We start from the raw sequence: 23,981 nt of genomic DNA on the forward strand, positions 1-23,981 counted from the left end.
AGCAACTTGGCTTCCAGGGTTTCGTTGCTGTCGAACACGTCATAGACCACCTTGATGCCCGACTCGGCTTCAAATTTCTTGATGGTGTCCGGGGCGATGTAATCGGACCAGTTGTAAACGTGCAGCACTTTATCGTCCGCCTGTGCTGCCGCCGCCATCACGCCCATCAGGGACATGGCGAGGAGGGTCTTGCCAGCTAACTTCATACCTAATGCCTTCATGCGTAATGCTCCAATTGTTCTTTTTTAACCACTCGCTCAGCGGCCAGTGTCCGGGCAACCAAAACGGCGGGTAGTCTGGCAAGATCCAAGGCCGGCTTTCAAGGAAAGACCCATCCTTTATGTCTGCTTCGAGCGCCGCGCCCGCAAGCACCGCGCTCAAAGCCTAGCACTCAGTTCTGCAGCACACTCAAGGTCAGATCCAGACACTTGCGCGCCTTGGCCACCAGTTCGTCGATCTCCGCCTCGCTGATCACCAGCGGTGGCGCAATGATCATGGTGTCGCCGACGGCACGCATGATCAGACCGTTATCGAAGCAGAACTGTCGGCAGATCATGCCCACGCCGCGGCCTTCGTAACGCGCCCGGGAGGCCTTGTCCTTGACCAGCTCGATCGCCCCCAGCAGGCCTACCCCGCGCACCTCACCCACCAACGGGTGATCACTCAGCTCACGCAGACGTTTCTGCAAATAAGGTGCCGCTTTTTCGTGGGCGCGCTGGATAATTTTTTCGTCGCGCATGATACGGATGTTTTCCAGGGCCACGGCTGCGGCCACCGGATGGCCGGAGTAGGTGAAACCGTGGTTGAAATCGCCGCCCTCGTTGAGCACCGCCACCACTTCGTCACGCACGATCAGGCCGCCCATGGGGATATAGCCGGAGGTCAGGCCCTTGGCGATGGTCATCATGTCGGGCTTGAGGTCGTAGAAATCGCTACCGAACCACTCACCGGTGCGGCCGAAGCCACAGATCACTTCGTCGGCGACGAAGAGGATGTCGTACTTGGCAAGGATTTCCTTGATCCGCGGCCAGTAGCTGTCCGGCGGCACGATCACGCCGCCAGCGCCCTGGATCGGCTCGGCGATAAAGGCCCCGACATTGTCCACGCCCAGTTCGAGGATCTTCTCTTCGAGCTTATTGGCCGCCCAGATACCGAACTCTTCGGGACTCATGTCGCCGCCTTCGCCGAACCAGTACGGCTGCGGGATGTGGACGATGCCCGGGATCGGCAGGTCGCCTTGTTCGTGCATGTAGGTCATGCCGCCGAGGCTGGCACCGGCCACGGTGGAACCGTGGTAGCCATTGACCCGGCTGATGATGGTCTTCTTGTTCGGCTGGCCCTTGATCGCCCAGTAGTGGCGGACCATGCGTAGCATGGTGTCGTTGCCTTCGGAGCCGGAACCGGTGAAGAACACGTGGTTCATGCCTTCTGGCGCGATATCGGCGATCGCCTTGGACAGCTCCAGCACCGGCGGGTGGGCGGTCTGGAAGAACAGGTTGTAATAGGGCAGTTCGCGCATTTGCTTGCTGGCGGCTTCCGCCAGTTCGTCACGGCCATAGCCGATGGCTACGCACCACAGGCCGGCCATACCGTCGAGAATCTGATTGCCTTCACTGTCCCAGAGGTACACACCCTTGGCATGGGTGATGATCCGCGGCCCCTTCTCCTTCAATTGCTTGAAGTCACTGAAAGGCGCCAGGTGGTGATCACTGCTGAGGGTTTGCCACTCGCGGGTTTGCGGGTTTTTATGAGTCATCAATCTCTCCTTAGTGTCAGTGAAGGCGCCACTGGTGGGCAGTGGCGCCCGGCGGATCAGACGGCGAACAACAGGAACTCCCGCTCCCACGAACTGATCACGCGCTTGAAGTTTTCGTGCTCGGCCCGCTTCACCGCAACGTAGCCGGTGATGAACTTCTGGCCCAGGTACTTCTCGATGGTCTTGCTGTTTTCCATCCGCTCCAGGGCGTCCTCGATGGTCAGCGGCAGGCGCAGGTTGCGGCGTTCATAACCGCGACCGACCACTGGCGCGCTCGGGTTATGGCCTTCGACCATTCCGATGTAGCCGCACAGCAGACTGGCGGCAATGGCCAGGTACGGGTTGGCGTCAGCGCCCGGCAGGCGGTTTTCCACCCGACGGTTCTGCGGGCCGGCATCCGGCACCCGCAGGCCCACGGTGCGGTTCTCTTCGCCCCACTCGACGTTCACCGGTGCCGAGGTATCGGGCAGGAAGCGGCGGAACGAGTTGACGTTGGGGGCGAACAGCGGCAGCAGCTCGGGGATGAACTTCTGCAAACCGCCGATGTGGTTGAGGAACAGCTGGCTCATGGTCCCGTCTTCATTGGAGAAGACGTTCTTGCCGGTGTTGATGTCGATGATGCTCTGGTGCAGGTGCATGGCGCTGCCGGGCTCGCCGGTCATGGGCTTGGCCATGAAGGTGGCCGCTACGTCGTGCTTGAGGGCGGCTTCGCGCATGGTGCGCTTGAACACCAGGATCTGGTCGGCCAGGGACAGGGCGTCGCCGTGACGGAAGTTGATTTCCATCTGGGCCGTGCCGTCTTCGTGGATCAGCGTGTCCAGGTCCAGCTCCTGCAGTTCGCACCAGTCGTAGACGTCTTCGAACAGCGGGTCAAATTCGTTCGCCGCTTCAATGGAAAAGGACTGGCGCCCGGTTTCCGGGCGACCGGAGCGGCCGATGGGCGGCTGCAACGGGTAGTCCGGGTCGTCGCTGCGCTTGGTCAGGTAGAACTCCATTTCCGGCGCCACGATGGGCTGCCAGCCGTGGTCGGCGTAGAGCTTGAGAACCTTCTTCAAGACGTTGCGTGGCGACAGCTCGATGGGGTTGCCCTGCTTGTCGTAGGTGTCGTGGATCACCTGGGCAGTGGGTTCGATGGCCCAGGGCACGAGATACACCGCGTTCTGGTCGGGGCGGCAGACCATGTCGATGTCCGCCGGGTCCAGCAGCTCGTAATAGATGTCGTCTTCGACATAGTCGCCGGTCACGGTCTGCAACAGCACGCTCTCGGGCAGGCGCATGCCTTTTTCGGCAATGAACTTGTTGGTCGGCGAGATCTTGCCCCGGGTGATACCGGTCAAGTCGCCGATCATGCATTCGACTTCTGTGATCTTGTGGTCTTTCAACCAATCGGTGAGCTGGTCGAGGTTGTTACTCATAAATGCCTCTAGGCTGAGTTTCCTGACTCTCTATTAAGTCAGGCGTTGTGTGACGCTTCGGCGTCGCGTTGTTTTGCCCGCTTGCGGCAGGCATCACCAAAAGCCTGGAAGATGGCCAGATAGTGAGGATTGCAGCTTACCTGCCATTCGGGGTGCCATTGCACCCCCAAAGCAAATGCCTTGCCTCCCTCGACCGAGATGGCCTCCACCAGACCGTCAGGAGCCAGCGCCTCGACCCGCAGGCCCGGCGCCAGACGTTCAACGCCTTGAGCATGAATCGAGTTGACTTGAATCTTCTGCGGCAGGCCCAGATTCGCCAGGAGCCCGCCTGCCTGAACGTGCAGATCATGGGCGGGTGCGTACCAGGCATCCAGGGGCTGATCGGGCTCTTCATCATGACGGTGGTCCATGAACGGCTGCACTTGATGCACGTTCTGATGAAGACTGCCGCCCAGGGCCACATTCATTTCCTGGAATCCGCGACAGATACCCAGCACCGGAACACCGGCTTCGACGGCGGCATTCAACAGCGGCAGAGTGGCCGCGTCCCGTGCAGAATCATGAGCAGTGCCCGGCGCGCTGGCAGGTCCCTGATAATGGAAAGGTTCGATATTGGAAGGAGAACCGGTAAAGAGGATGCCGTCCAGACCGTCCAGAATATCGGACGGGGAAAGCCACTGCGCCATGGACGGAAGAATCACCGGCACGCCCTGGGCTGCGCTGGCTACTGCCTGTACATACTCGTCGCCACTGATGTGATAGGCATGCAGACCGATCTGCCTGGAGCAGGCGGTGACGCCGATTAACGGCAGGCGAGACATGAAACACCCCGGTATTATTGCTGTTATGGGTTTGAATCGAGCTTAGCCTTGTTCATTTTTTTACACAACACCCCCGTAAAAAATACAACACGGCCCGCTCAAGCCTGCGGTACCCAAGGTAGCCGGAGCCCAAAAAACGCCCTGTTTTGCCTCAAAAGAGCCTTGCCAGCCCTTTATTAGGGCATAAAAGGCCTTACTTGACTTCGGCATGCCGTTCGGGTTGACTGAAACCAGAAAAGATCAATGATTGATATTTTTAACAACAAAGGTGTTGCATCATGTCGGTACCCCCGCGTGCCGTTCAGCTCAACGAAGCGAACGCGTTCCTTAAGGAACATCCTGAGGTTCTGTACGTTGACCTTCTGATTGCGGATATGAATGGTGTGGTGCGCGGCAAGCGCATCGAACGCACCAGCCTCCACAAGGTTTACGAGAAAGGCATCAACCTGCCGGCCTCCCTGTTTGCCCTGGATATCAATGGCTCTACGGTGGAAAGCACCGGCCTGGGCCTGGACATCGGTGATGCTGACCGAATCTGCTATCCAATCCCCGATACCCTGTGCAACGAGCCTTGGCAGAAGCGCCCTACCGCGCAACTGCTGATGACCATGCACGAGCTTGAAGGCGATCCGTTCTTCGCCGATCCACGAGAAGTACTGCGCCAGGTCGTGGCCAAGTTCGACGAACTGGGACTGACCATCTGCGCCGCCTTCGAACTGGAGTTCTACCTGATCGACCAGGAGAACGTGAACGGCCGTCCACAGCCACCACGTTCGCCGATCTCCGGCAAACGCCCGCATTCCACCCAGGTCTACCTGATCGACGATCTCGACGAATACGTCGACTGCCTCCAGGACATTCTGGAAGGGGCCAAAGAGCAAGGCATCCCGGCAGACGCCATCGTCAAGGAAAGTGCCCCGGCGCAGTTCGAAGTGAACCTGCACCACGTCGCCGACCCGATCAAGGCCTGCGATTACGCGGTACTGCTCAAGCGCCTGATCAAGAACATCGCCTACGACCATGAGATGGATACCACCTTCATGGCCAAGCCTTACCCGGGCCAGGCGGGCAACGGTCTGCACGTCCACATTTCGGTTCTGGACAAAGATGGCAAGAACATCTTTGCCAGCGAGGATCCCGAGCAGAACGCCGCACTGCGTCACGCGATCGGCGGTGTGCTCGAGACCCTACCGGCGCAGATGGCTTTCCTCTGCCCGAACGTCAACTCCTACCGTCGTTTCGGCGCACAGTTCTATGTGCCGAACTCGCCGAGCTGGGGCCTGGACAACCGTACCGTGGCCCTGCGGGTGCCTACCGGTTCGGCCGATGCCGTGCGCCTGGAACACCGGGTCGCCGGCGCCGACGCCAACCCGTACCTGTTGATGGCTTCGGTCCTGGCGGGCGTGCATCACGGCCTGACCAACAAGATCGAGCCGCCGGCGCCAACCGAAGGCAACAGCTACGAGCAGAACGAGCAGAGCCTGCCGAACAACTTGCGCGATGCCCTGCGCGAGCTGGACGACAGTGAGGTGATGGCCAAGTACATCGATCCGAAATACATCGATATCTTCGTGGCCTGCAAAGAAAGCGAGCTGGAAGAGTTCGAACACTCCATCTCCGACCTCGAGTACAACTGGTACCTGCACACCGTTTAAGCGGTTGTTGAAAAAAACAACGCCGCGGAGCTGACAGCCCCGCGGCGTTTTTTTATGCCGCCGATCCATGGCCGGCGGATACAGGGAACCTGGCGCTCTCGCGTACAATGCCCGCTGCCCAGTAGGAGACACCGATGACGCGCACCGCCCCTCTTCGCAAACCCCGTGCACGCAGCCAGGCCCGGATCGATTCGATACTCGAAGCCGCCCGGACCCTGCTGGCCAGCGAGGGCGTGGCCAGCCTGTCGATCTACAGCGTGGCCGAACGGGCGCAGATTCCACCGTCCTCGGTCTATCACTTCTTCGCCAGTGTTCCGGCCCTGCTGGAAGCCCTGACCGCTGATGTCCACGCCGGGTTTCGCGCCTGCCTGCAAGCCCCCATCGACCACGACCGGCTCGACAGCTGGCGGGACCTGTCCCGCCTGGTTGAACAACGCATGCTCGACATCTACGGCGAGGACGCGGCGGCCCGCCAGTTGATCCTCGCCCAGCACGGCTTGACGGAAGTCACCCAGGCCGATCGCCAGCACGACATCGAGCTGGGTGACCTGATGCACAAGCTGTTCAATCATCACTTCGAGCTGCCGACCCTGCCCCAGGATGTGGATGTATTCGCCCTGGCCATGGAGCTGGGAGACCGGGTGTATGCCCGCTCGGTGCAGCAGCACGGGCAGATCACCCCGCGCATGGCGGAGGAAGGCATGCGGGTCTTCGATGCCTATCTGGGCCTCTACTTGCCGCCCTACCTGCCCAAGCGCCCAGCGTCTCTCTGAACGCTCAAGCCTGCCGCAGCAGCAGCCTGTCGATACTGTGATCCGCTGATTTGTGAATGATCAGGTTCGCCCGTTCCCGGGTCGGCAGGATGTTTTCGACGAGGTTCTTCAGGTTGACCCGATCCCAGGTATCGGATGCCACCGACAGGGCTTCCAGGTCCGAAAGCCCCTTGTACTTGTTGAAGTAGGAATCTGCCGCCTGGAACGCGGTGTTCTTCAAGTAGACAAAACGCTCCAGGTACCAGGCCTTGATCGCCTCCTCGGACGCGTCGACGTAAATGGAGAAGTCGATGAAATCCAGGGGATTCAAGCCTTGCCCCTGCTCCCCCTGCAGCACATTCAGGCCTTCGAGGATGATGATGTCCGGAGCCTCCACCGACTGCGCCTCATCGGCCAGGATGTCGTAGCGGACGTGGGAATAGATGGGAATCCTCACGGCCTCGCCCTTCCTGCACACCGACTGCAGAAAATCCACGAACAACGGCTCATCGTAGGACTCGGGAAACCCCTTGCGGTGCAGGATGTTCTTTTCCTGGAGGGTCGCCAGGGGGAAAAGAAAGGAGTCCGTAGTCACCAGATGCACATTGGGCTTGTCCGGCCAGTAGGCCAGAAGGGCCGCCAGGACCCTGGCAAAACTGCTTTTGCCCACCGCGACACTGCCGGAGACACCTATGACATAAGGCGCCTTGAAACCTGTCTGGGGGGCCTTGAGCGACTGCACCTGCGCCGCATGCAAATGCAGCAGGCGCGACAGCGGGAGCAGGATCTGCCTCACCTCCTCGGACGCCATGGGCTGGGTCGGACTGGTCAGCGTCTCCATCTCGGACGGTGACAGACTCATGGGTTCTGCGGCCCGCAGAGCTGACCAGCGATCGCGATCAAACTCCAGATACCCTACGTTTGGACCCTGCTCTGTTGTCATGTTTGTACTGTTCAGGCCTTGCCGAAAGCAGGGAAAGTATCAAATCTGACCGTTATTTACAGCGTCCATGAAAAAAGCCCCGAAGGACTCGCACCCTTCGGGGCTGTTGCACTGCATTGCTCACAACTTGGCGATCGATACCTCGGTGGATTTCACGAAGGCAATCACCTCGCTACCGATGGACAGTTCCAGCTCCTTGACCGAACGGGTGGTGATCACCGAAGTGACAATCCCGGAAGCGGTCTGCACGTCGATTTCCGACAGCACGTCACCTTCGACGATTTCCTTGATGGTGCCCTTGAACTGATTGCGAACGTTGATGGCTTTAATGGTCATGGTATTGCTCCTGGGGTCGAAATGATTCGCTGTTTTAAAGTGCCCAGCGCAACTGCGTGGGCAGGGGTGAAACGGGTTCCGGTTCCGGCGGTGAGCCTGGCAGTGACAGCACGCGATTGAGGACTTCGGTTTCCAGGGCCGCGAGGCGATGGGAACCTCGCATCCGCGGGCGTGGCAGCTCGACATGCAGGTCAAGCCCCACCTCGCCATCCTCGATCAGGATCACCCGATCGGCGATCGCCACGGCCTCACTGACATCGTGGGTGACCAGCAATACGGTGAAGCCATGCTGCTGCCACAAACGTTCGATCAACTGCTGCATCTCGATCCGGGTCAGGGCATCCAGTGCTCCCAGCGGCTCGTCCAGCAGCAACAGGCGCGGCTGGTGAATCAGGGCACGAGCCAGAGCCACCCGCTGTTTCTGGCCACCTGACAGCGCCGCCGGCCATTCATTGGCGCGATCCGCCAGGCCCACCGCTTCAAGGGCTTCCAGGGCCTGGGGCCGCCAGTTGCCCTTGAGGCCGAGCCCGACGTTGTCGATGACTTTTTTCCAGGGCAGCAAACGCGCCTCCTGGAACATCAGCCGGGTGTCTTCGATGGCTGCGCTCAAGGGCGCGGAGCCCGCCAGCAACTCGCCACCCGTGGGCTGATCGAGACCGGCCAGCAGGCGCAGCAAGGTGCTTTTGCCGCAACCGCTGCGACCCACTACCGCCACGAACTGACCGGCAGGAATGTGCAGATCGACTTCCCGCAGCACCTGCCGCGAACCAAAGGTCTTTTGCAATTTGCGCACGGCCAGGGGAATGCCCCGCAGCAGCCGTGGAGGTTGTTGAGCCGTCATTGAGCATCTCCCCTGGCCACTTGGTAGGCCGGATGCCAGCGCAGCCAGACCCGCTCCAGGCCCCGCGCTGCGAGGTCTGCAAGCTTGCCCAGGACCGCATACATGACGATGGCCAGCACCACCACATCGGTCTGCAGGAACTCCCGGGCATTCATGGCCAGATAGCCGATGCCGGAGCTGGCGGAAATGGTTTCAGCGACGATCAAGGTCAGCCACATGAAGCCCAGGGCAAAACGCACCCCTACCAGGATCGAGGGCAAGGCTCCCGGCAGGATCACTTGGCGAAACAGCGCAAAACCCGACAGGCCGTAGCTACGAGCCATTTCCACCAGCGCCGGATCGACGTTGCGAATGCCGTGGTAAGTGTTGAGGTAGATCGGGAACAGAGTGCCCAGGGCCACCAGAAAGATCTTCGCCGACTCGTCGATACCGAACCACAGGATCACCAGGGGAATCAGCGCCAGGTGCGGTACGTTGCGGATCATCTGCACCGAGCTGTCCAGCAGGCGCTCGCCCCATTTCGACAAACCGGTGATGAAGCCCAACACCAGGCCGATACCACCGCCGATGACAAAGCCCAGCCCCGCACGCCAGCCACTGATAGCCAGATGAGTCCAGATATCGCCGCTGCGTACCAGGCTGACCCCGGCCTCGATCACCGCGCTGGGGGCCGGCAGGATCCGGGTCGACAGCCAACCCGCCGACACCGACAGCTGCCACACCGCGAGCAGCAGCAACGGCAGCCCCCAAGGCGCCAGCCGATGCACTATGCGTTGTCCATTCATGCCCGCACCTCAGCTCTGGGACGCGGCTTTGGGGATGATGTCGTTGGCGACCATTTCCCCGAACGGACTGACATAACCTGCAGCTTCAGGCCGCTTGGGGCGCTCGATGTCCAGATGCGGGAACAGCAGTTCGGCCACCCGGTAGGACTCTTCCAGGTGTGGATAACCGGAGAAGATAAAGGTGTCGATGCCCAGGTCTGCGTACTCTTGCATCCGCGCCGCCACCGTAGGACCGTCGCCCACCAGGGCCGTGCCGGCGCCACCGCGTACCAGGCCCACCCCGGCCCAAAGGTTGGGGCTGACTTCCAGTTTGTCGCGACGCCCCCCATGCAGGGCCGCCATGCGCTGCTGGCCCACGGAATCGAAGCGCGCCAGGGAAGCCTGAGCCCGAGCGATGGTGTCGTCGTCCAGATGAGAAATCAGGCGTTCGGCGGCCTGCCAGGCCTCGGCATTGGTTTCCCGCACAATCACATGCAGGCGGATGCCAAAACGCACGGTGCGTCCGAGCTTGGCGGCCTTGTCCCGCACCTGCTGGATCTTCTCGGCCACGGCGGCCGGTGGCTCGCCCCAGGTCAGGACCATCTCCACCTGCTCGGCGGCCAGGTCCTGGGCGGCTTCCGAAGAGCCGCCGAAATACAGCGGTGGACGGGGTTGCTGCAGCGGCGGATAGAGCAGCTTGGCGCCCTTCACGCTGATGTGCTGACCATCGTAGTCCACGGTTTCGCCTTCGAGCACCCGCCGCCAGATACGGGTGAACTCCACGGAGGCCTGATAACGCTCTTCATGGTCGAGAAACAGGCCATCACCTGCCAATTCGTCCGGATCACCGCCGGTCACCAGGTTGAACAGCGCCCGGCCACCGGACAAGCGATCCAGGGTTGCCGCCTGACGCGCCGCCACCGTCGGGGAAATGATCCCGGGGCGCAGGGCCACCAGGAACTTCAGACGCTGGGTCACCGGAATCAGCGAGGCCGCCACCAACCAGGAATCCTCGCAGGACCGCCCGGTGGGAATCAGCACCCCGCCAAAACCAAGGCGGTCGGCGGCCTGGGCGATCTGTTGCAGGTATGCATGATCGACGGCGCGAGCGCCTTCGGCGGTGCCAAGGTAATGGCCGTCGCCGTGGGTGGGCAGAAACCAGAAGATGTTGAGGCTCATGGAGTTGTCTCCTAAGGGGTCGAATTACGGCGCTTTGGCCACGGCGGCAGTGGGCGTCCAGATCACGTCTTTGATGCTAAGCGGCTTGGGAATCAGCTTGAGCTGATAGAAGCTGTCGGCGATTTTCTGTTGCGCGGCGATCACGTCCGGAGTCAGGAAGGCCGCACCGTAGCCCTGGCGCTTCACCGAGGTCAGGGTGATGTCGGTAGACAGGCCCAGCAGCGGCGCCACTTGCTGGGTGACCTCCTGCGGGTTGGCCTTGGACCACTCGCCCACGGCCCGCACTTCTTCCACCAGCGCCTTGATCACCTCGGGGTGCTGCTGTGCGTAGGGTTTGGTCGCCAGGTAGAACTGATGGTTGTCGACGATGCCGCTGCCGTCACGCAGCGTGCGTGCCTGCAGTTGCTGCTCGGCAGCTGCCTGGTAAGGGTCCCAGATCACCCAGGCGTCGACGCTGCCACGCTCGAACGCTGCTCGCGCATCGGCCGGAGGCAGGAACACAGTCTGGATATCGCTGTACTTGAGGCCGGCGTCTTCCAGGGCGCGGACCAGCAGGTAATGGACGTTGGAGCCCTTGTTCAGCACCACTTTCTTGCCCTTGAGGTCCTGCACCGATTTGATCGGCGAGTCCTTGGGCACCAGGATCGCTTCGCTGTGAGGAGCCGGCGGCTCATAGGCCACGTAGAGCAGATCGGCACCGGCTGCCTGGGCAAATACCGGGGGAGTCTCGCCGGTCACACCGAAGTCGATGGAGCCGACATTCAAACCCTCCAGCAACTGCGGGCCACCCGGGAACTCGGTCCATTGCACGTCCACGCCCTGCTGCGCCAGGCGCTTCTCCAGGGAGCCCTTGGCCTTGAGCAGCACCAGGGTGCCGTATTTCTGATAACCGATACGCAAGGTCTCGGCCTGAGCTTGAACAATGGCGCCGAAGGACACAGCCGCAGCAAACAGAGCGACCAGACCGCGACGCAAAATGACAGGGCGCATGGCGCTCTCCTTTTTGCTGTGGGGTTGTGGCTGCACCTGCTTGCCCGTTGGCGGGCGAGTAAGGCCAGTACTTCAAATCAGGGGTGTGGCTCAAATGCTCCAGCGAGCACTCAACAGACGCTCATTCAACACATGCGGGTCCAGCGGTTTGGGACGACGTGCCATCGCGCTGTGGAACTGCTCCAGGGCTTCGCTCAAGCGTTGCTCCAGAGCCTGCGCCAGCTGCGGCTGGACACTGCCTTCGCCATAAGCGATCTGGCTGTCCTCGGCAAAGATGCCCTGGAGCATTTCCTGGGCCTTGAGTGCCGAGAGCACAGGCTTGAGGGCGTAATCCACCGCCAGCATGTGGGCGATGCTGCCGCCCGTGGCCATGGGCAGCACCACCTTGTGGCTCAGGGCACGTTCCGGCAGCAGGTCGAGCAGGGTTTTCAGGGCTCCGGAAAACGACGCCTTGTACACCGGAGTGGCAATCAGCAGGCCGTCGGCCTGTTCAATGTGTTGCAGCAGGTCGATGACCATGGGGCTGTCGAAGCGGGCGTGAAGCAGATCTTCGGCCGGGAAGTCCCGCACCTGGTAACTGACCACTTCCACGCCTTGCTGCTGCAACCAGCGCTTGGCCAACTCCAGCAGCACCCCGGAACGGGAGCGTTGGCTGGGACTGCCACCGAGAGAGACCACCAGCATGCAGGGGATTCCTTGAACAAGATAAAGCGATTCGCGGGATGCGATCTCGCCGGACTGGACAGACCTTAACAGTCTATTTTTATATCCATAAATCTTATTTATTCATTTGTTTATTCCTTATAGACATATAAGGAAGTATTTCTCGCAGGCAAAAAAATAGGCCGTCGAAACGGCCTTAAAACCCCTGCTTTATGGATCTGTTACCCCTGAACTCTCCGTAGGAGCGGGCTTGCCCGCGAAAAAGCCCGCAAAACCTTGCATCGGCCTCACGACCGCCTTCGCCGGCAAGCCGGCTCCTAGAGCGGTTCGTGTGTCAACGGTTGGGTTGCGGTGTCAGGCGCAGGTAAGGCTTCACTGCGCGATAACCTTTGGGAAAGCGGCGCTTGATCTCGTCCTCGTCCTTGAGCGAGGGCACGATCACCACCTCGTCACCATCCTGCCAGTTGGCCGGAGTAGCCACTTTGTAGTTGTCGGTGAGTTGCAACGAGTCAATCACCCGGAGAATTTCGTGGAAATTGCGCCCGGTACTAGCGGGATAGGTAATGGTCAGGCGAATCTTCTTGTTCGGGTCGATGACGAACAGCGAACGCACGGTCAGCGTGTCGTTGGCATTGGGGTGAATCAGGTCATAGAGGTTCGACACTTTGCGATCGGCGTCCGCCAGGATCGGAAAATTGACGATGGTGTGCTGGGTTTCGTTGATGTCCTCGATCCAGCGGTGATGTGAATCCACCGGGTCCACCGACAGGGCAATGGCTTTGACTCCGCGCTGGGCGAACTCGTCCTTGAGCTTGGCGGTGAACCCCAGCTCGGTGGTGCACACCGGCGTGAAGTCTGCGGGGTGGGAAAACAGCACGCCCCAGCTATCGCCCAGCCACTCGTGAAAACGAATCTTGCCGGCACTGGAATCCTGTTCGAAGTCGGGGGCGATGTCGCCCAGTCTGAGGCTCATGGGGTGCTGCTCCTGTGAGTGCGTGATGGGGCTACTCTGCCTGCACCGGAGCTTATTTAAAAAGAATAAATATCGATTTATTCATAACTGAATTGAATATTAAAAATCTCTTCACTGGACGCGCGCGCAGGCGAAGACCACCCTTCTCAACAAGGTTCGAGAAGGCCTTGAGTAGCTGTACAAAGAGGGGATTCAGGAAGGGCTCACGGGGGTGGGCCTGACTTGAAGCAATACCTCGCCCGGCATTGCGCCGGGCGAGGCTTTATCGCGCTATTACAACAGCGGGATCGAGTAGCTGACGATCAGACGGTTTTCGTCCTGAGAACGGGTGCTGGCCAGATCAGTGCGCCACATGGCGTTTTTCCACGCAAAGCCCAAGTTCTTCAGCGGACCCTCAGGGATAACGTAGGCAACGGTCAGGTCGCGCTCCCACTCGGTTTTATCGCCAACAGTTGTCTGGATGTTGTTACCGCGCAGGTAAACAACGTTCGCTGTCAGGCCAGGTACGCCAAGCTTGGCGAAGTCATAACCGTAACGAGCCTGCCAGGTGCGCTCACCAGCACGGGCAAACTTCTGGATCTGCATGTCAGTGGTGATGCTGGCGGACGAACCGTCACCCTGGTTCAGCCAAGGGAAGTCGCTGTCGCCATTGGTGTACTGGTAGCCACCGCCAAAGGTGTGACCTTCAACCGAGTACAAAGCCAGATAGCTGTACAGATTGTTGTCGACCTTGCCCTTAGTAACGTTGCCGCCGTAGTAACCAGACGTGTAGTAGGTCGCGGTATCACCATTGGCACCGGTATCACGGCTGCGGTAGTAACGCAGGTCGCTTTTCAGAACACCAGGGCCGATAGCCCAGTTATGCACCAGACCCAAGAAGTTCTGGGTGTAGAAATCTTTCAGCTCGCCGTAGTAATACGACGCTGTCAGGTCCTTGGTGACCTTGTAGTCCGCACCAGCGTAGTAGAACTTGTTGGTGAACTCGCCCTTGTCGTAGTTGGAACTAGCATTAGCGTTCGCAATCGACAGGCCTTCGTTGTTGCTCGAGTTACGACCTTTGGCGTGCTCGATCTGACCAGCAGTCAGGGTCAGGTCCTTGATCTCGTTCGAAGTGATCTGGCCACCCTGGAAGGTTTGTGGCAGCAGACGACCATCGTTGGCCTTTATCACCGGGTTGTTCGGCATCAGGGTGCCGATCTTCAACTCGGTCTGGGAAATCTTGACCTTGCCGGTCAGACCCAAGCTGGCGAAATCATGAACAGCCTCGTTGCCATCGCTTGGGAATACAGTGCCGCCAGAGGCTGTGCCGGTGTAGTTCCCGTGATTAGCACGACTAGAGTCCAGTCGCACGCCATAGAGGCCAATGGCATCCACACCAAACTGGACAGTGCCTTGGGTGTAGCCCGAGATAAAGCGCAGATCGAAGCCTTGGCCCCACTCCGCATTCTTGCTACGAGTGTTAGAAGTAGCGGATGGGTGGCCATCACGGTTATCGGTATTGATATAGAAGTTGCGCAGCCCCAAGGTAGCCTTGCTGTCTTCGATGAAACCGGCGGCGCCTGCCTGCTGCGCCAAAACCCCTACGGCCACAGCCAGGGCCAAGGTGGACTTGTTCATGTTTCGCTCCTCTCGTTTCTAATTCTTGTGGTTCCTGGCCCCAGATCGAACGCCCGGGTGCCACAGATGCGCGATTAGCGCCAGACCGTGACTGATAAGTCAATCGTAACGACCTGTGTCTACGACCATGGTCTAATCGCAGTGATTTGGTCCATGCAGGGTAATGAATTACTCATAAACCCAAAAAGAATTGTTTAATTCTTTTTAATACCTTTCAGGAATAAAGCTCGCCACTATAAAGCCGAGAATCCCAGCCTAGGCACTCGCAAGCTTATTTCTGAAAAATATTTTCCCGATCCAGCCCTTAAGATCCCCGCGCCAGAGGCGTAAAACGTCATGGAGGATCAAAAAAGCGACGCAATCATGGCTAAGAGCCTATCCTCCCGTCAATTTGTTACAGTTTTTGTATCGAAATGAAATTTTTCTGACATATGCAGAAAACGCCAACGCCTCGATCCAGAGATCGAGGCGTTGTGTATTGCGGGACAAGAAAAAGTCTCAGAGGGCCTTTTCGAAGATCTTCGAATTGCGCTGGTAGTTGTACAGCGAGGCCCGGGCCGAAGGCAGACGTTCGACGCTGCTGGGCACAAAACCTCGCTCGCGAAACCAGTGGGCCGTGCGAGTAGTGAGAACGAACAAGGTCTTCAGCCCCTGAGCCCGGGCGCGGGCTTCAATCCTTTCCAACAGTTCGTCACCGCGCTTGCCATGACGATACTCCGGGTTCACCGCAAGGCAGGCCAGCTCGCCGGCATCGGAGTCGGCAATCTGGTACAAGGCAGCGCACGCAATGATCATGCCCTCGCGCTCGACCACGCTGAACTGCTCGATCTCCCGCTCCAGTACCTCGCGGGAGCGCCGCACCAGGATGCCCTGTTCTTCCAGCGGGCTGATCAGATCCAACAACCCGCCGACGTCTTCAATCGCCGCCTCGCGCACCCGCTCGAATTGTTCCTGGGCCACCAGGGTGCCGCCGCCGTCACGGGTAAAGAGCTCCGTCAGCAGGGCGCCATCTTCGGCATAACTGACGATGTGGCTACGCCCCACACCACCACGACAGGCCTCAGCGGCGGCATCCAGCAGTTCGGCCTGATAGTTGCCACCCAGACGCTGCAAGTGCGCCGGAACCTGCTGCGGGCGCAACTCGCGCACCAGCTTGCCGTTTTCATCCAGCAGCCCCGGATCGGCACCGAACAGCAGCAGCTTGTCGGCCCCCAGATCGATGGCGGCGCGAGTGGCTACGTCCTCACAAGCCAGGTTGAAAGTCTCGCCAGTGGGCGAATACCCCAAGGGCGACAGCAGCACGATGGAGCGCTCGTCCAGCAGGCGGTTGATGCCCTTGCGATCGACCCGACGCACTTCGCCGGTGTGGTGATAGTCGACACCTTCCAGCACCCCGATCGGACGGGCCGTGACCAGGTTGCCGCTGGCGACCCGCAGCCGCGAGCCCTGCATGGGCGAGGAGGCCATGTCCATGGACAGACGGGCTTCAATGGCGATGCGCAACTGGCCCACGGCGTCGATCACGCATTCCAGGGTCGCTGCATCGGTAATCCGCAGACCGTGATGGTAATGGGGCGCCAGACCGCGAGCCGCCAGGCGGGCTTCGATCTGTGGGCGCGAACCGTGCACCAGCACCAGGCGCACTCCCAGGCTGTGGAGCAGCACCAGGTCGTGGACGATATTGCCGAAGTTGGGGTGTTCAACACCGTCGCCGGGGAGCATGACCACGAAGGTGCAGTCACGGTGGGCGTTGATATAGGGAGACGCGTGGCGGAGCCAATTGACGTATTCGGGCATGAACCTGAGCCTGTAAATAAAAAGCAGCCTATAAAAGGACGAAACGGAAAACGCACAACGGGCTGATGGTTATCGTCGAAACAGGCTTGGCAACACGCTTACTCTCCTCATGGGTACGGATCAGGACGCCGGTAATTTACTGAAATTGGGCCGGCGTCAGGCAGTAATGTTCAATCAATTCTCGTAGCAGATGCACAGTAGGCTGCAAGCGTGACATTTCGAGGTACTCCCCGGGCTGGTGGGCACAGGCAATGTCGCCCGGGCCAAGCACCAGAGTCTCGCAGCCAAGGCGCTGAAGATAAGGCGCTTCAGTGCCAAACGCTACTGCTTCGGCACGATGCCCGGTAAGCCGTTCCGCCACCCGCACCAGCTCCGCGTCCTCGGGCTGCTCGAACGGCGGCACCGCAGGGAACAGCGGCGCATAGTCGATCTGCACTTCATGCCGCTCGGCAATCGGTTGGAGCTTCTGCCGGATCGCCTCGCGCAGCACTTGCGGGTCCATGCCCGGCAAGGGACGCAGGTCGAACTCCAGGGAGCACTGGCCGCAGATGCGGTTGGGATTGTCGCCACCGTGGATACACCCGAAGTTCAAGGTCGGTTGCGGCACGCTGAACTGCGGATTGCGGTATTCGCGCTGCCACAGCAGCCGCAGCCCCCGCAGCTCGCCGATGGCATCGTGCATGGCCTCCAGGGCGCTGCGTCCCAGGCTCGGGTCCGAGGAATGGCCGCTGCGCCCGAGGATATCGATGCGCTCCATCATTACTCCCTTGTGCAGGCGAATCGGCTTGAGGCCCGTAGGCTCGCCGATCACCGCCGCGCGCCCCAGGGGCCGCCCGGCTTCCGCCAGGGCCCGGGCACCGGCCATGGAGCTTTCTTCATCACAGGTCGCCAGGATCAGCAGCGGCTGCTTGAATGGCTGCTCAAGCAACGGTCGCACCGCTTCGATGATCAAGGCGAAAAAGCCCTTCATGTCGCAACTGCCCAGACCGACCCAGCGGCCGTCGACCTCGGTCAACTTCAGCGGATCGGTCTGCCACAGAGCGGCATCGAACGGCACCGTGTCACTGTGTCCGGCCAGTACCAGGCCACCAGGACCGCTGCCGAAGCTGGCCAGCAGATTGAACTTGCCAGGGCTGACCTGCTGGATATCGCAGGCAAAACCGAGGTCGCCGAGCCAACTGGCCAGCAAGTCGATGACCGGACGGTTGGACTGGTCCAGCGCAGGTTGAGTACAGCTCACCGACGGCGCGGCGATCAGTGCGGCGAACTGATCCTTCATGGACGGCAATGGCATGAGCTGGCTCCGGAAATCCCAAGATGAGGACCATCATAGAGGCATCTCGTGAGAGGAAGGAACCGTCGTGGCGCCTCCGGGCGCCTGGTCCTGTACACTGCACGGCCTTGGCAGCCAACTCTTCCCCCGGCTGCACTCCCGATCCTGGATTTTCCGGCCATGCAGAAAGAAACCGAAATCAAACTCCGCGTCAGCCGCGAAACCCTCGCCGCCCTGCGCGAGCACCCGCTACTGAAAAAACGCAACAAAAGTGGCTGGGAACGCCGTGAGCTGATGAACCAGTACTTCGACACCCCTGAGCGCGATCTGGCCCGGGCCAAAGTCGCCTTGCGCCTGCGCCGGGACGGTGACGCAGTGATCCAGACCCTCAAGACCAGCGGCCAGAGCGTTGCCGGCCTGTCCGAGCGCAACGAATACGACTGGTCGCTGGCCAAAGCCAAGCTCGATGTAAAAAAACTCGACGGCGAATGCTGGCCCGAAGCCCTGGCCGAGCTGGACAAAAAGACCCTCAAGCCGCTGTTCACCACCGACTTTGTCCGTGAGCGCGCGGAAATCGCCTGGGGTCGTGGCAAGGCCAAAGTGGTGATCGAGGCGGCCCTGGACCTGGGCCAGGTGATCGCCGGCAAGCACAAGGAAGAAATCTGCGAGCTGGAGCTGGAGCTGCGCGAAGGCGAGCCTGCTGCCCTGCTGGAACTGGCGGCAGAGCTGGCCCTCACCCTGCCCCTGATGCCCTGCGACATCAGCAAGGCCGAGCGTGGCTATCGCCTGTTCGATGCCGGTAGCTACTCCTTGAGCCTGCCGGCGCCACAACTGAGTGCCGAAACCCCGCTGGACGACGCCTTCGCTGCCCTGGCCTGGCACCTGCTGGGCAGCAGCCAGCGCCTGGCTGAACAGTATCGCTTCAACGGCCACTGGCGCCTGCTGCAGGACTGGGTGGATAACCTCGCCGAACTGCGAGCTCTGGCCAGCAGCCTGGGCCAGGCTGCGCCACGCCAGTCCACTGCTGAACTGCGCAGCGCCCTGGATGCCCTGCTGGAAGACTGGCGTCCGCTGGTACAGGCCGGCCTCGACGATGAAGACGTGCGCAAGGCTGCGCCGGAGCAATACCTCGAAGAGTTGCAGGACGTGCGCTGGGGCCTGTTCTCCCTGAACACCTCACGCTGGCTGCTGGCCCGCGCCTGGACCGCCGAGCGCAACACCCGTGGCAACCGCCAGGGCGCAGCGCAGCTGGGCAGCTGGCTGCCACGCCTGCTGGCCGAGGAGGCCACCGCCCTGCAGTTGCCGCGCTACCAGCAGCAACCGGAAGACCTGGCCGAGCAGTTGCCGCGTATCGAACGCATCCAGGCCTGGCTGCACCACGCCCGTGCCGTGCTGGAGATCCCAGAAATGGATCGTCTCTACGGTGAACTGAACAAGCTGGCACAACTGGCCAACGAGCCCATCACCGACGAGGCCCTCGATGCCCGCAAGCAGCAGGCCATCGCGGTATTCCAGAACCGCGCCTGGAAAACCCTGCTACGCATGTAAGCCGGTCCCTCAGCGCAGTACCGGCAGGCTGGTGGTGGACTTGATCTCCGACAGGGCAACGATCGAGTTCACCTCCTGAATGCCCGGCACCATGGACAGTTTCTCGAAGAAAAACCGCTCATAGGCTTCGATGTCCGCCGTCACGATTCGCAACAGGAAATCCACAGCCCCCATCAGCACATAACACTCCAGCACCTCCGGAAAGCCGCGAATCGCCTCGGTGAACTCGGTGAAGTTGGAGCGTCCGTGGGCGTTGAGCTTGATCTCGGCAAAAATCTGCGTGTTGAGGCCGATCTTCTTGCGATCGAGCAAGGTCACCTGGCCACGGATCACCCCCTCTTCCTTCAAACGTTGAATCCGCCGCCAGCACGGTGACTGGGACAAGCCCACCTGTTCGGCAATCTGCGCACTGGAAAGTGACGCATCCTCTTGCAACAACGCGAGTATCCGGCGGTCGTAGGCATCCAGCTCGCTATGCATAATAAGTTCCCATATCTAGAAAATCTTGAATCAAACAATTCGATTTTCATGAATAAAGATCAATCTTAGATAAGAAATACCCGAAACCGAATGTAAAAATTTCTCCACTGATCTGGAGACTGCCATGCCCCATCTCGAACCTGCCCCTGGCCAATCATCCCGCGCCGATGTCTGGAACCAGGACAACGCCCACTGTCGCGTGCACTACCAGATGACAGCCGAGGCCGAGGCCGATGTCCTGTGCCGGGTGCTCAATCACTTCGCGCTGCAATTTCTGGTGCCCCAGCGGGTAACGGTCATCCAGCAAGACACCACGCTGCACATCGAAGTGGAGCTCGACGGCCTGAGCTGGCACCGGGCCCGGGTGATCGGCGACAAGTTGCGCAACCTGATCAGCGTCTGCTCGGTAGAACTGGAACTGGCAGAGCCGGCGCAGTTGCAAGCTGCCGGCTGAGGTCGGAAAAACCCTGCAACCCTTGGCAGCCGGTGGCCCGGCCTGGCGGGGCTATTCTTGGCCATTTGTGGTCAGAGACCCGCCTCCGGACAACAGCCCCAAGGAGCCCCATGGCCGCCACGCCCATTCCCCAGGATCACTGGCTGGACCTCAGTGAGTTGCTGCGTGACCTGCTGGCCCAGGGCCGCATCAGCCAGGATGCCGCCGCCCAGGCCATCAGCGCCCGCCATCACGGCACCAGCAACCCCGTGCATCCCCTGGAGCTGATTGCCGGTCAGCATCTGCCGGACTTGCAGCGTCCCGGCCAGCATCTGGACCTGGACAGTCTCACCGCCTGGCTGGCCCGACGAGCCGGCCAGCCCTACCTGCGCATCGACCCGCTGCAGATCGACGTCGCCAGCATCACCCCGCTGATGTCCTGCGCCTTCGCCCAGCGGCACAAGATCCTCGCCGTGGCGGTGGATGCCCAAAGCGTCACCGTAGCCAGTGCCCAACCCTATGTCAGCGCCTGGGAGGTCGATCTGGCCCATGTCCTCAAGCGCTCGATCCAACGGGTGGTGGCCAGCCCGACGGATATCCAGCGCCTGACCCTGGAGTTCTATCGCCTGGCGAAGTCGGTCAGCGGGGCCAGCAACGAACAGAGGGCAAGCAGCCCTGCCAACCTCGAGCAATTGCTCAGACTCGGGGCCAGCGACCAGGAGCCGGATGCCGACGACGCCCACATCATCAACATCGTCGACTGGCTGTTTCAGTACGCCTTCCAGCAACGGGCCAGCGATATCCATATCGAGCCCCGCCGTGAGCACGGCACCCTGCGCTTTCGCATCGACGGGGTGCTGCACAGCGTCTACCAATTCCCGCCCCAGGTGACCCTGGCCATCGTCAGCCGCCTCAAGAGCCTGGGACGGATGAACGTCGCGGAAAAACGCAAACCCCAGGATGGCCGGGTCAAGACCCGTACTCCGCAAGGCAGCGAGATCGAGTTGCGGCTCTCGACCCTGCCCACGGCCTTCGGCGAGAAGTTGGTGATGCGTATCTTCGATCCACAGGTGTTGCTCAAGGATTTCGACCAACTGGGCTTCGGCGCCGACGACCTGAACCGTTGGCAAGCCATGACCGCGCAGGCCCACGGCATTATCCTGGTGACCGGCCCCACAGGTTCGGGCAAGACCAGCACCCTCTACACCACCTTGAAAAAGCTCGCGAGCCCCGAGATCAACCTGTGCACCATCGAAGACCCGATCGAGATGATCGAGCCGGCGTTCAACCAGATGCAGGTGCAGCACAATATCGACTTGAGCTTTTCCAGCGGCGTGCGTGCGCTGATGCGCCAGGACCCGGACATCATCATGATCGGCGAGATCCGCGATCTGGAGACCGCCGAAATGGCCATCCAGGCTGCACTCACCGGGCACCTGGTGCTCTCCACCCTGCACACCAACGATGCCCCCGCAGCCATCAGCCGCCTACTGGAGCTGGGAGTGCCTCACTACCTGATCAAGGCCACCCTGATCGGCGTCATGGCCCAGCGCCTGCTGCGTATCCTGTGCCCCCATTGCAAGGCTGCCGCCGACCTCGCCCCGGAGGACTGGCAGAGCCTGACGTACCCCCGACAATTGCCGCTCCCGCCCCTGAGCAAAAAGGCCGTGGGCTGCGCAGAGTGCCGTGGCACCGGTTACCACGGGCGTACCGGGGTCTACGAAATCATGCCCTTGAGTATGCCTCTCAAGGCCCTTGTTCATAGCGAACTCGACCTCGCCGGCCTGCGTCGCCAGGCTTGCGACGACGGCATGCGCAGCCTGCGCCTGGCCGCAGCACAAAAGCTTGCCGATGGCCTGACCAGCCTGGAGGAAGTGCTGCGGGTGGTTCCTCAGAGCGAACAGCAGTAGCCAGGCCCTGCTTGCCCGAAGGCGAACCCCAAGTGCTGGACTACGCTCTAACCATCGCCAAAACAAGCAGGAAGCCAGGCATGAATATTCGTCACAACATGATCGCCTCCGGGGTTCTCAGCCTGCTGGCCATTGCCCTGGTGGCCGGCATCGGTCTCTGGGGGCAGTCACGCCTGGCCAGTGCCCTGCATGACAATGAACTCAACGCCAGTGCCCTGCGCAATCACTTGGAAGCCGACATGATGCACGACGCCTTGCGGGCCGATGTGCTGGAGGCACTGAGCAGCGAGCCCGGCGACAGCGCGGCCGGCGAGGAGGTGCGCAACAGCCTGCGCGAACACGGCGATTGGTTCCGCAAGGCCCTGGCGGAAAACGCCCGGCTGCCCCTGGCGCCGGACATCCGCGATGCCATCGGCGAGTTGCAGCCGGTCCTGGAGAACTACATTCATGCGGCCGAAAGCATCGCCGAACAAGCCCTCAAGGATCCCCTGGACGCGCGCCGGCAGATGCCGGAGTTTTCCCAGCGCTTCAGTGAAGTCGAAGCCCGCAATTCGGCCTTGAGCAGCAAGATCGAAGCCATTACCGCACAGACCCGCGAAGACACGGAAACCGCCGTACGCCAGGCCGCCTGGTGGCTGGTCGGCGGCAGCCTGATTGCCGCCCTGGCCCTGTGCCTACTGACCCGCCAACTGCTCATCCGGGTCCTCAAGCCCCTGGAAAAATCCGTCGCCACGGCCCGGGCCATCGCCCAGGGCAACCTGACCACGGTCATCAGTGTCGACAGCCGGGACGAAGCCGGCCAGTTGCAACAGGCCCTTGGCGAGATGCAGGACAACCTGCGGCAGATGATCACCACCATCCGCCATGAGAGCGAGGAACTGCGGGGGCGCTCCCACAGCCTCAGCGACACCTCGCTGGGCATCGCCGACGGCGCCACCGAGCAGGCCGACGGCGCCACCAACATGGCGGCAGCCATGGAGCAGATGATCAGCAATATTGCCCAGGTCGCCGAGCACGCCCGCAATGCCCAGGGCATTGCCGCTCAGTCCGAGTCCCTGGCCGGCAGCGGCGGCCAGGTCATACTCGGGGTGGTGGACGGCATGAGCCATATCGCCGAGGCGGTGAACCAGTCGTCCCAGAGCATCACCGCCCTGGGCCAGTCATCGGAGGAGATCCACTCGATCATCCAGGTGATCAACGGCATCGCCGAGCAGACCAACTTGCTGGCCCTGAATGCCGCCATTGAAGCGGCCCGGGCCGGCGAGGCCGGACGCGGATTCGCCGTGGTCGCCGACGAGGTGCGCAACCTGGCGGCGCGCACCGCGCAATCCACCCGGGAAATCACCGGCATGATCGAACGCATCCGCGAAACCACTGAGCAGGCGGTGAGCAGCATGCAAACCGGGGTCAGCCGGGTCAACGACGGGGTGCACATGGCCCAGCAGGCAGGGACTTCGATCAACGAGATTCGCCAGGGTGCCCAACGTTCCGCGCTGATGGTGGAAGAGATTTCCCACACTATCGGCGAGCAATCCAAGGCCAGTAGCGAAGTGGCGCAACGGGTGGAAATGATCAGCCAGGTGGCACGGCGCAACAGCCAGGCCATGCGTGAGCTGACCCACACGGTGGAGCAGATGGAAAACTCTGTGGCAACCCTGCAGACCTCGGTCACCCGCTTCCAGCTGTGAACCTCCCGACGTGCCTGAATCGCGCCGGTGATGTGTGTCCTGATGATGCAAGGACGAAGGTATCCCGGCGCAGGGCCGGGCACCGCCGTACACTCGTGCCCCCAAGCCCTTGAGCAATGACTGAACAGGTGAATGTTATGCAGATCG

General features: G+C 61.0%; 21 protein-coding genes and 2 pseudogenes. 7 read left to right on the top strand and 16 right to left on the bottom strand.

Annotated elements, in window-relative coordinates; genetic code table 11:
• The 4 genes and pseudogenes from BLX41_RS36075 to BLX41_RS23030 form a co-directional block, all read right to left on the bottom strand.
• Nucleotides 1–206: pseudogene (locus BLX41_RS36075) on the bottom strand (spermidine/putrescine ABC transporter substrate-binding protein PotF); the annotation flags it as partial.
• A gap of 185 nt (nt 207–391) precedes the next feature.
• Nucleotides 392–1,756: an aspartate aminotransferase family protein gene (locus tag BLX41_RS23020; RefSeq protein ID WP_123726732.1), complete on the bottom strand. Its 1,365-nt coding sequence runs from the start codon at nt 1,754–1,756 to the stop codon at nt 392–394.
• A gap of 56 nt (nt 1,757–1,812) precedes the next feature.
• Nucleotides 1,813–3,171, bottom strand: a complete 1,359-nt coding sequence (locus BLX41_RS23025) for a glutamine synthetase family protein (protein ID WP_011064101.1) — start codon at nt 3,169–3,171, stop codon at nt 1,813–1,815.
• Between the two features lie 38 nt (nt 3,172–3,209).
• Complete coding sequence (locus BLX41_RS23030) at nt 3,210–3,992, bottom strand: gamma-glutamyl-gamma-aminobutyrate hydrolase family protein (protein ID WP_123726733.1); 783 nt, start codon at nt 3,990–3,992, stop codon at nt 3,210–3,212.
• Between the two features lie 278 nt (nt 3,993–4,270).
• On the opposite strand from BLX41_RS23030, the gene BLX41_RS23035 reads away from it, so the two are divergent.
• Complete coding sequence (locus tag BLX41_RS23035) at nt 4,271–5,647, top strand: glutamine synthetase family protein (RefSeq protein ID WP_085581012.1); 1,377 nt, start codon at nt 4,271–4,273, stop codon at nt 5,645–5,647.
• 134 nt (nt 5,648–5,781) lie between these two features.
• On the top strand, nt 5,782–6,420 hold the full coding sequence (locus tag BLX41_RS23040; protein ID WP_123726734.1) for a TetR/AcrR family transcriptional regulator: 639 nt from the start codon (nt 5,782–5,784) through the stop codon (nt 6,418–6,420).
• 4 nt (nt 6,421–6,424) lie between these two features.
• Here BLX41_RS23040 and coaA read toward each other — a convergent pair whose 3' ends face one another.
• From coaA to argE, 11 genes are all read right to left on the bottom strand, one after another.
• On the bottom strand, nt 6,425–7,342 hold the full coding sequence (gene coaA, locus BLX41_RS23045; protein ID WP_123726735.1) for a type I pantothenate kinase: 918 nt from the start codon (nt 7,340–7,342) through the stop codon (nt 6,425–6,427).
• A gap of 120 nt (nt 7,343–7,462) precedes the next feature.
• Nucleotides 7,463–7,678: a TOBE domain-containing protein gene (locus BLX41_RS23050; RefSeq protein ID WP_011064106.1), complete on the bottom strand. Its 216-nt coding sequence runs from the start codon at nt 7,676–7,678 to the stop codon at nt 7,463–7,465.
• A gap of 34 nt (nt 7,679–7,712) precedes the next feature.
• Nucleotides 7,713–8,519 (bottom strand): aliphatic sulfonates ABC transporter ATP-binding protein, encoded by an 807-nt coding sequence (ssuB, locus tag BLX41_RS23055; protein ID WP_123726736.1) that lies wholly within the window; start codon nt 8,517–8,519, stop codon nt 7,713–7,715.
• Nucleotides 8,516–9,304, bottom strand: a complete 789-nt coding sequence (gene ssuC / locus BLX41_RS23060; RefSeq protein WP_123726737.1) for an aliphatic sulfonate ABC transporter permease SsuC — start codon at nt 9,302–9,304, stop codon at nt 8,516–8,518. Before ssuC ends, ssuB begins: the two co-directional genes overlap by 4 nt.
• A gap of 9 nt (nt 9,305–9,313) precedes the next feature.
• Complete coding sequence (gene ssuD / locus BLX41_RS23065; protein ID WP_123726738.1) at nt 9,314–10,462, bottom strand: FMNH2-dependent alkanesulfonate monooxygenase; 1,149 nt, start codon at nt 10,460–10,462, stop codon at nt 9,314–9,316.
• A 24-nt stretch (nt 10,463–10,486) separates the two neighbouring features.
• Nucleotides 10,487–11,452: a sulfonate ABC transporter substrate-binding protein gene (locus BLX41_RS23070; protein WP_123726739.1), complete on the bottom strand. Its 966-nt coding sequence runs from the start codon at nt 11,450–11,452 to the stop codon at nt 10,487–10,489.
• Between the two features lie 90 nt (nt 11,453–11,542).
• Entirely contained in the window at nt 11,543–12,136 is a 594-nt protein-coding gene (gene ssuE / locus BLX41_RS23075; RefSeq protein ID WP_123726740.1) for an NADPH-dependent FMN reductase, read from the bottom strand.
• A gap of 313 nt (nt 12,137–12,449) precedes the next feature.
• Nucleotides 12,450–13,088: a peroxiredoxin gene (locus tag BLX41_RS23080; RefSeq protein ID WP_123726741.1), complete on the bottom strand. Its 639-nt coding sequence runs from the start codon at nt 13,086–13,088 to the stop codon at nt 12,450–12,452.
• 273 nt (nt 13,089–13,361) lie between these two features.
• Nucleotides 13,362–14,705, bottom strand: coding sequence for an OprD family porin (locus tag BLX41_RS23085; RefSeq protein WP_123726742.1), 1,344 nt, complete (start codon nt 14,703–14,705; stop codon nt 13,362–13,364).
• Nucleotides 14,706–15,203: 498 nt separating this feature from the next.
• Complete coding sequence (gene argA / locus BLX41_RS23090; protein ID WP_123726743.1) at nt 15,204–16,502, bottom strand: amino-acid N-acetyltransferase; 1,299 nt, start codon at nt 16,500–16,502, stop codon at nt 15,204–15,206.
• Nucleotides 16,503–16,638: 136 nt separating this feature from the next.
• A complete protein-coding gene (gene argE, locus BLX41_RS23095; RefSeq protein ID WP_123726744.1) occupies nt 16,639–17,796 on the bottom strand; it encodes an acetylornithine deacetylase in 1,158 nt (385 codons plus the stop codon).
• Nucleotides 17,797–17,955: 159 nt separating this feature from the next.
• Here argE and BLX41_RS23100 point away from each other — a divergent pair, with 159 nt between their 5' ends.
• Complete coding sequence (locus BLX41_RS23100; protein ID WP_123726745.1) at nt 17,956–19,323, top strand: CYTH domain-containing protein; 1,368 nt, start codon at nt 17,956–17,958, stop codon at nt 19,321–19,323.
• Nucleotides 19,324–19,332: 9 nt separating this feature from the next.
• Here the strand turns inward: BLX41_RS23100 and BLX41_RS23105 are convergent, their stop codons facing one another.
• A complete protein-coding gene (locus BLX41_RS23105) occupies nt 19,333–19,803 on the bottom strand; it encodes an Lrp/AsnC family transcriptional regulator (RefSeq protein ID WP_065902318.1) in 471 nt (156 codons plus the stop codon).
• Between the two features lie 124 nt (nt 19,804–19,927).
• Between BLX41_RS23105 and BLX41_RS23110 the strand changes: the two genes are divergently transcribed.
• From BLX41_RS23110 to BLX41_RS37450, 4 genes and pseudogenes are all read left to right on the top strand, one after another.
• A complete protein-coding gene (locus tag BLX41_RS23110; protein ID WP_123726746.1) occupies nt 19,928–20,257 on the top strand; it encodes a hypothetical protein in 330 nt (109 codons plus the stop codon).
• A gap of 110 nt (nt 20,258–20,367) precedes the next feature.
• Entirely contained in the window at nt 20,368–22,146 is a 1,779-nt protein-coding gene (tfpB, locus tag BLX41_RS23115; RefSeq protein ID WP_123726747.1) for a type IV pilus assembly ATPase TfpB, read from the top strand.
• A gap of 506 nt (nt 22,147–22,652) precedes the next feature.
• A pseudogene (locus BLX41_RS37445) lies at nt 22,653–22,979 on the top strand (HAMP domain-containing protein); the annotation flags it as partial.
• A 141-nt stretch (nt 22,980–23,120) separates the two neighbouring features.
• A complete protein-coding gene (locus BLX41_RS37450) occupies nt 23,121–23,834 on the top strand; it encodes a methyl-accepting chemotaxis protein (protein ID WP_404942792.1) in 714 nt (237 codons plus the stop codon).
• Nucleotides 23,835–23,981: the final 147 nt, after the last annotated feature.

The sequence above is a fragment of the Pseudomonas protegens genome (assembly GCF_003732485.1).
GTDB classification, from domain to species: Bacteria; Pseudomonadota; Gammaproteobacteria; order Pseudomonadales; family Pseudomonadaceae; genus Aquipseudomonas; species Aquipseudomonas protegens_B.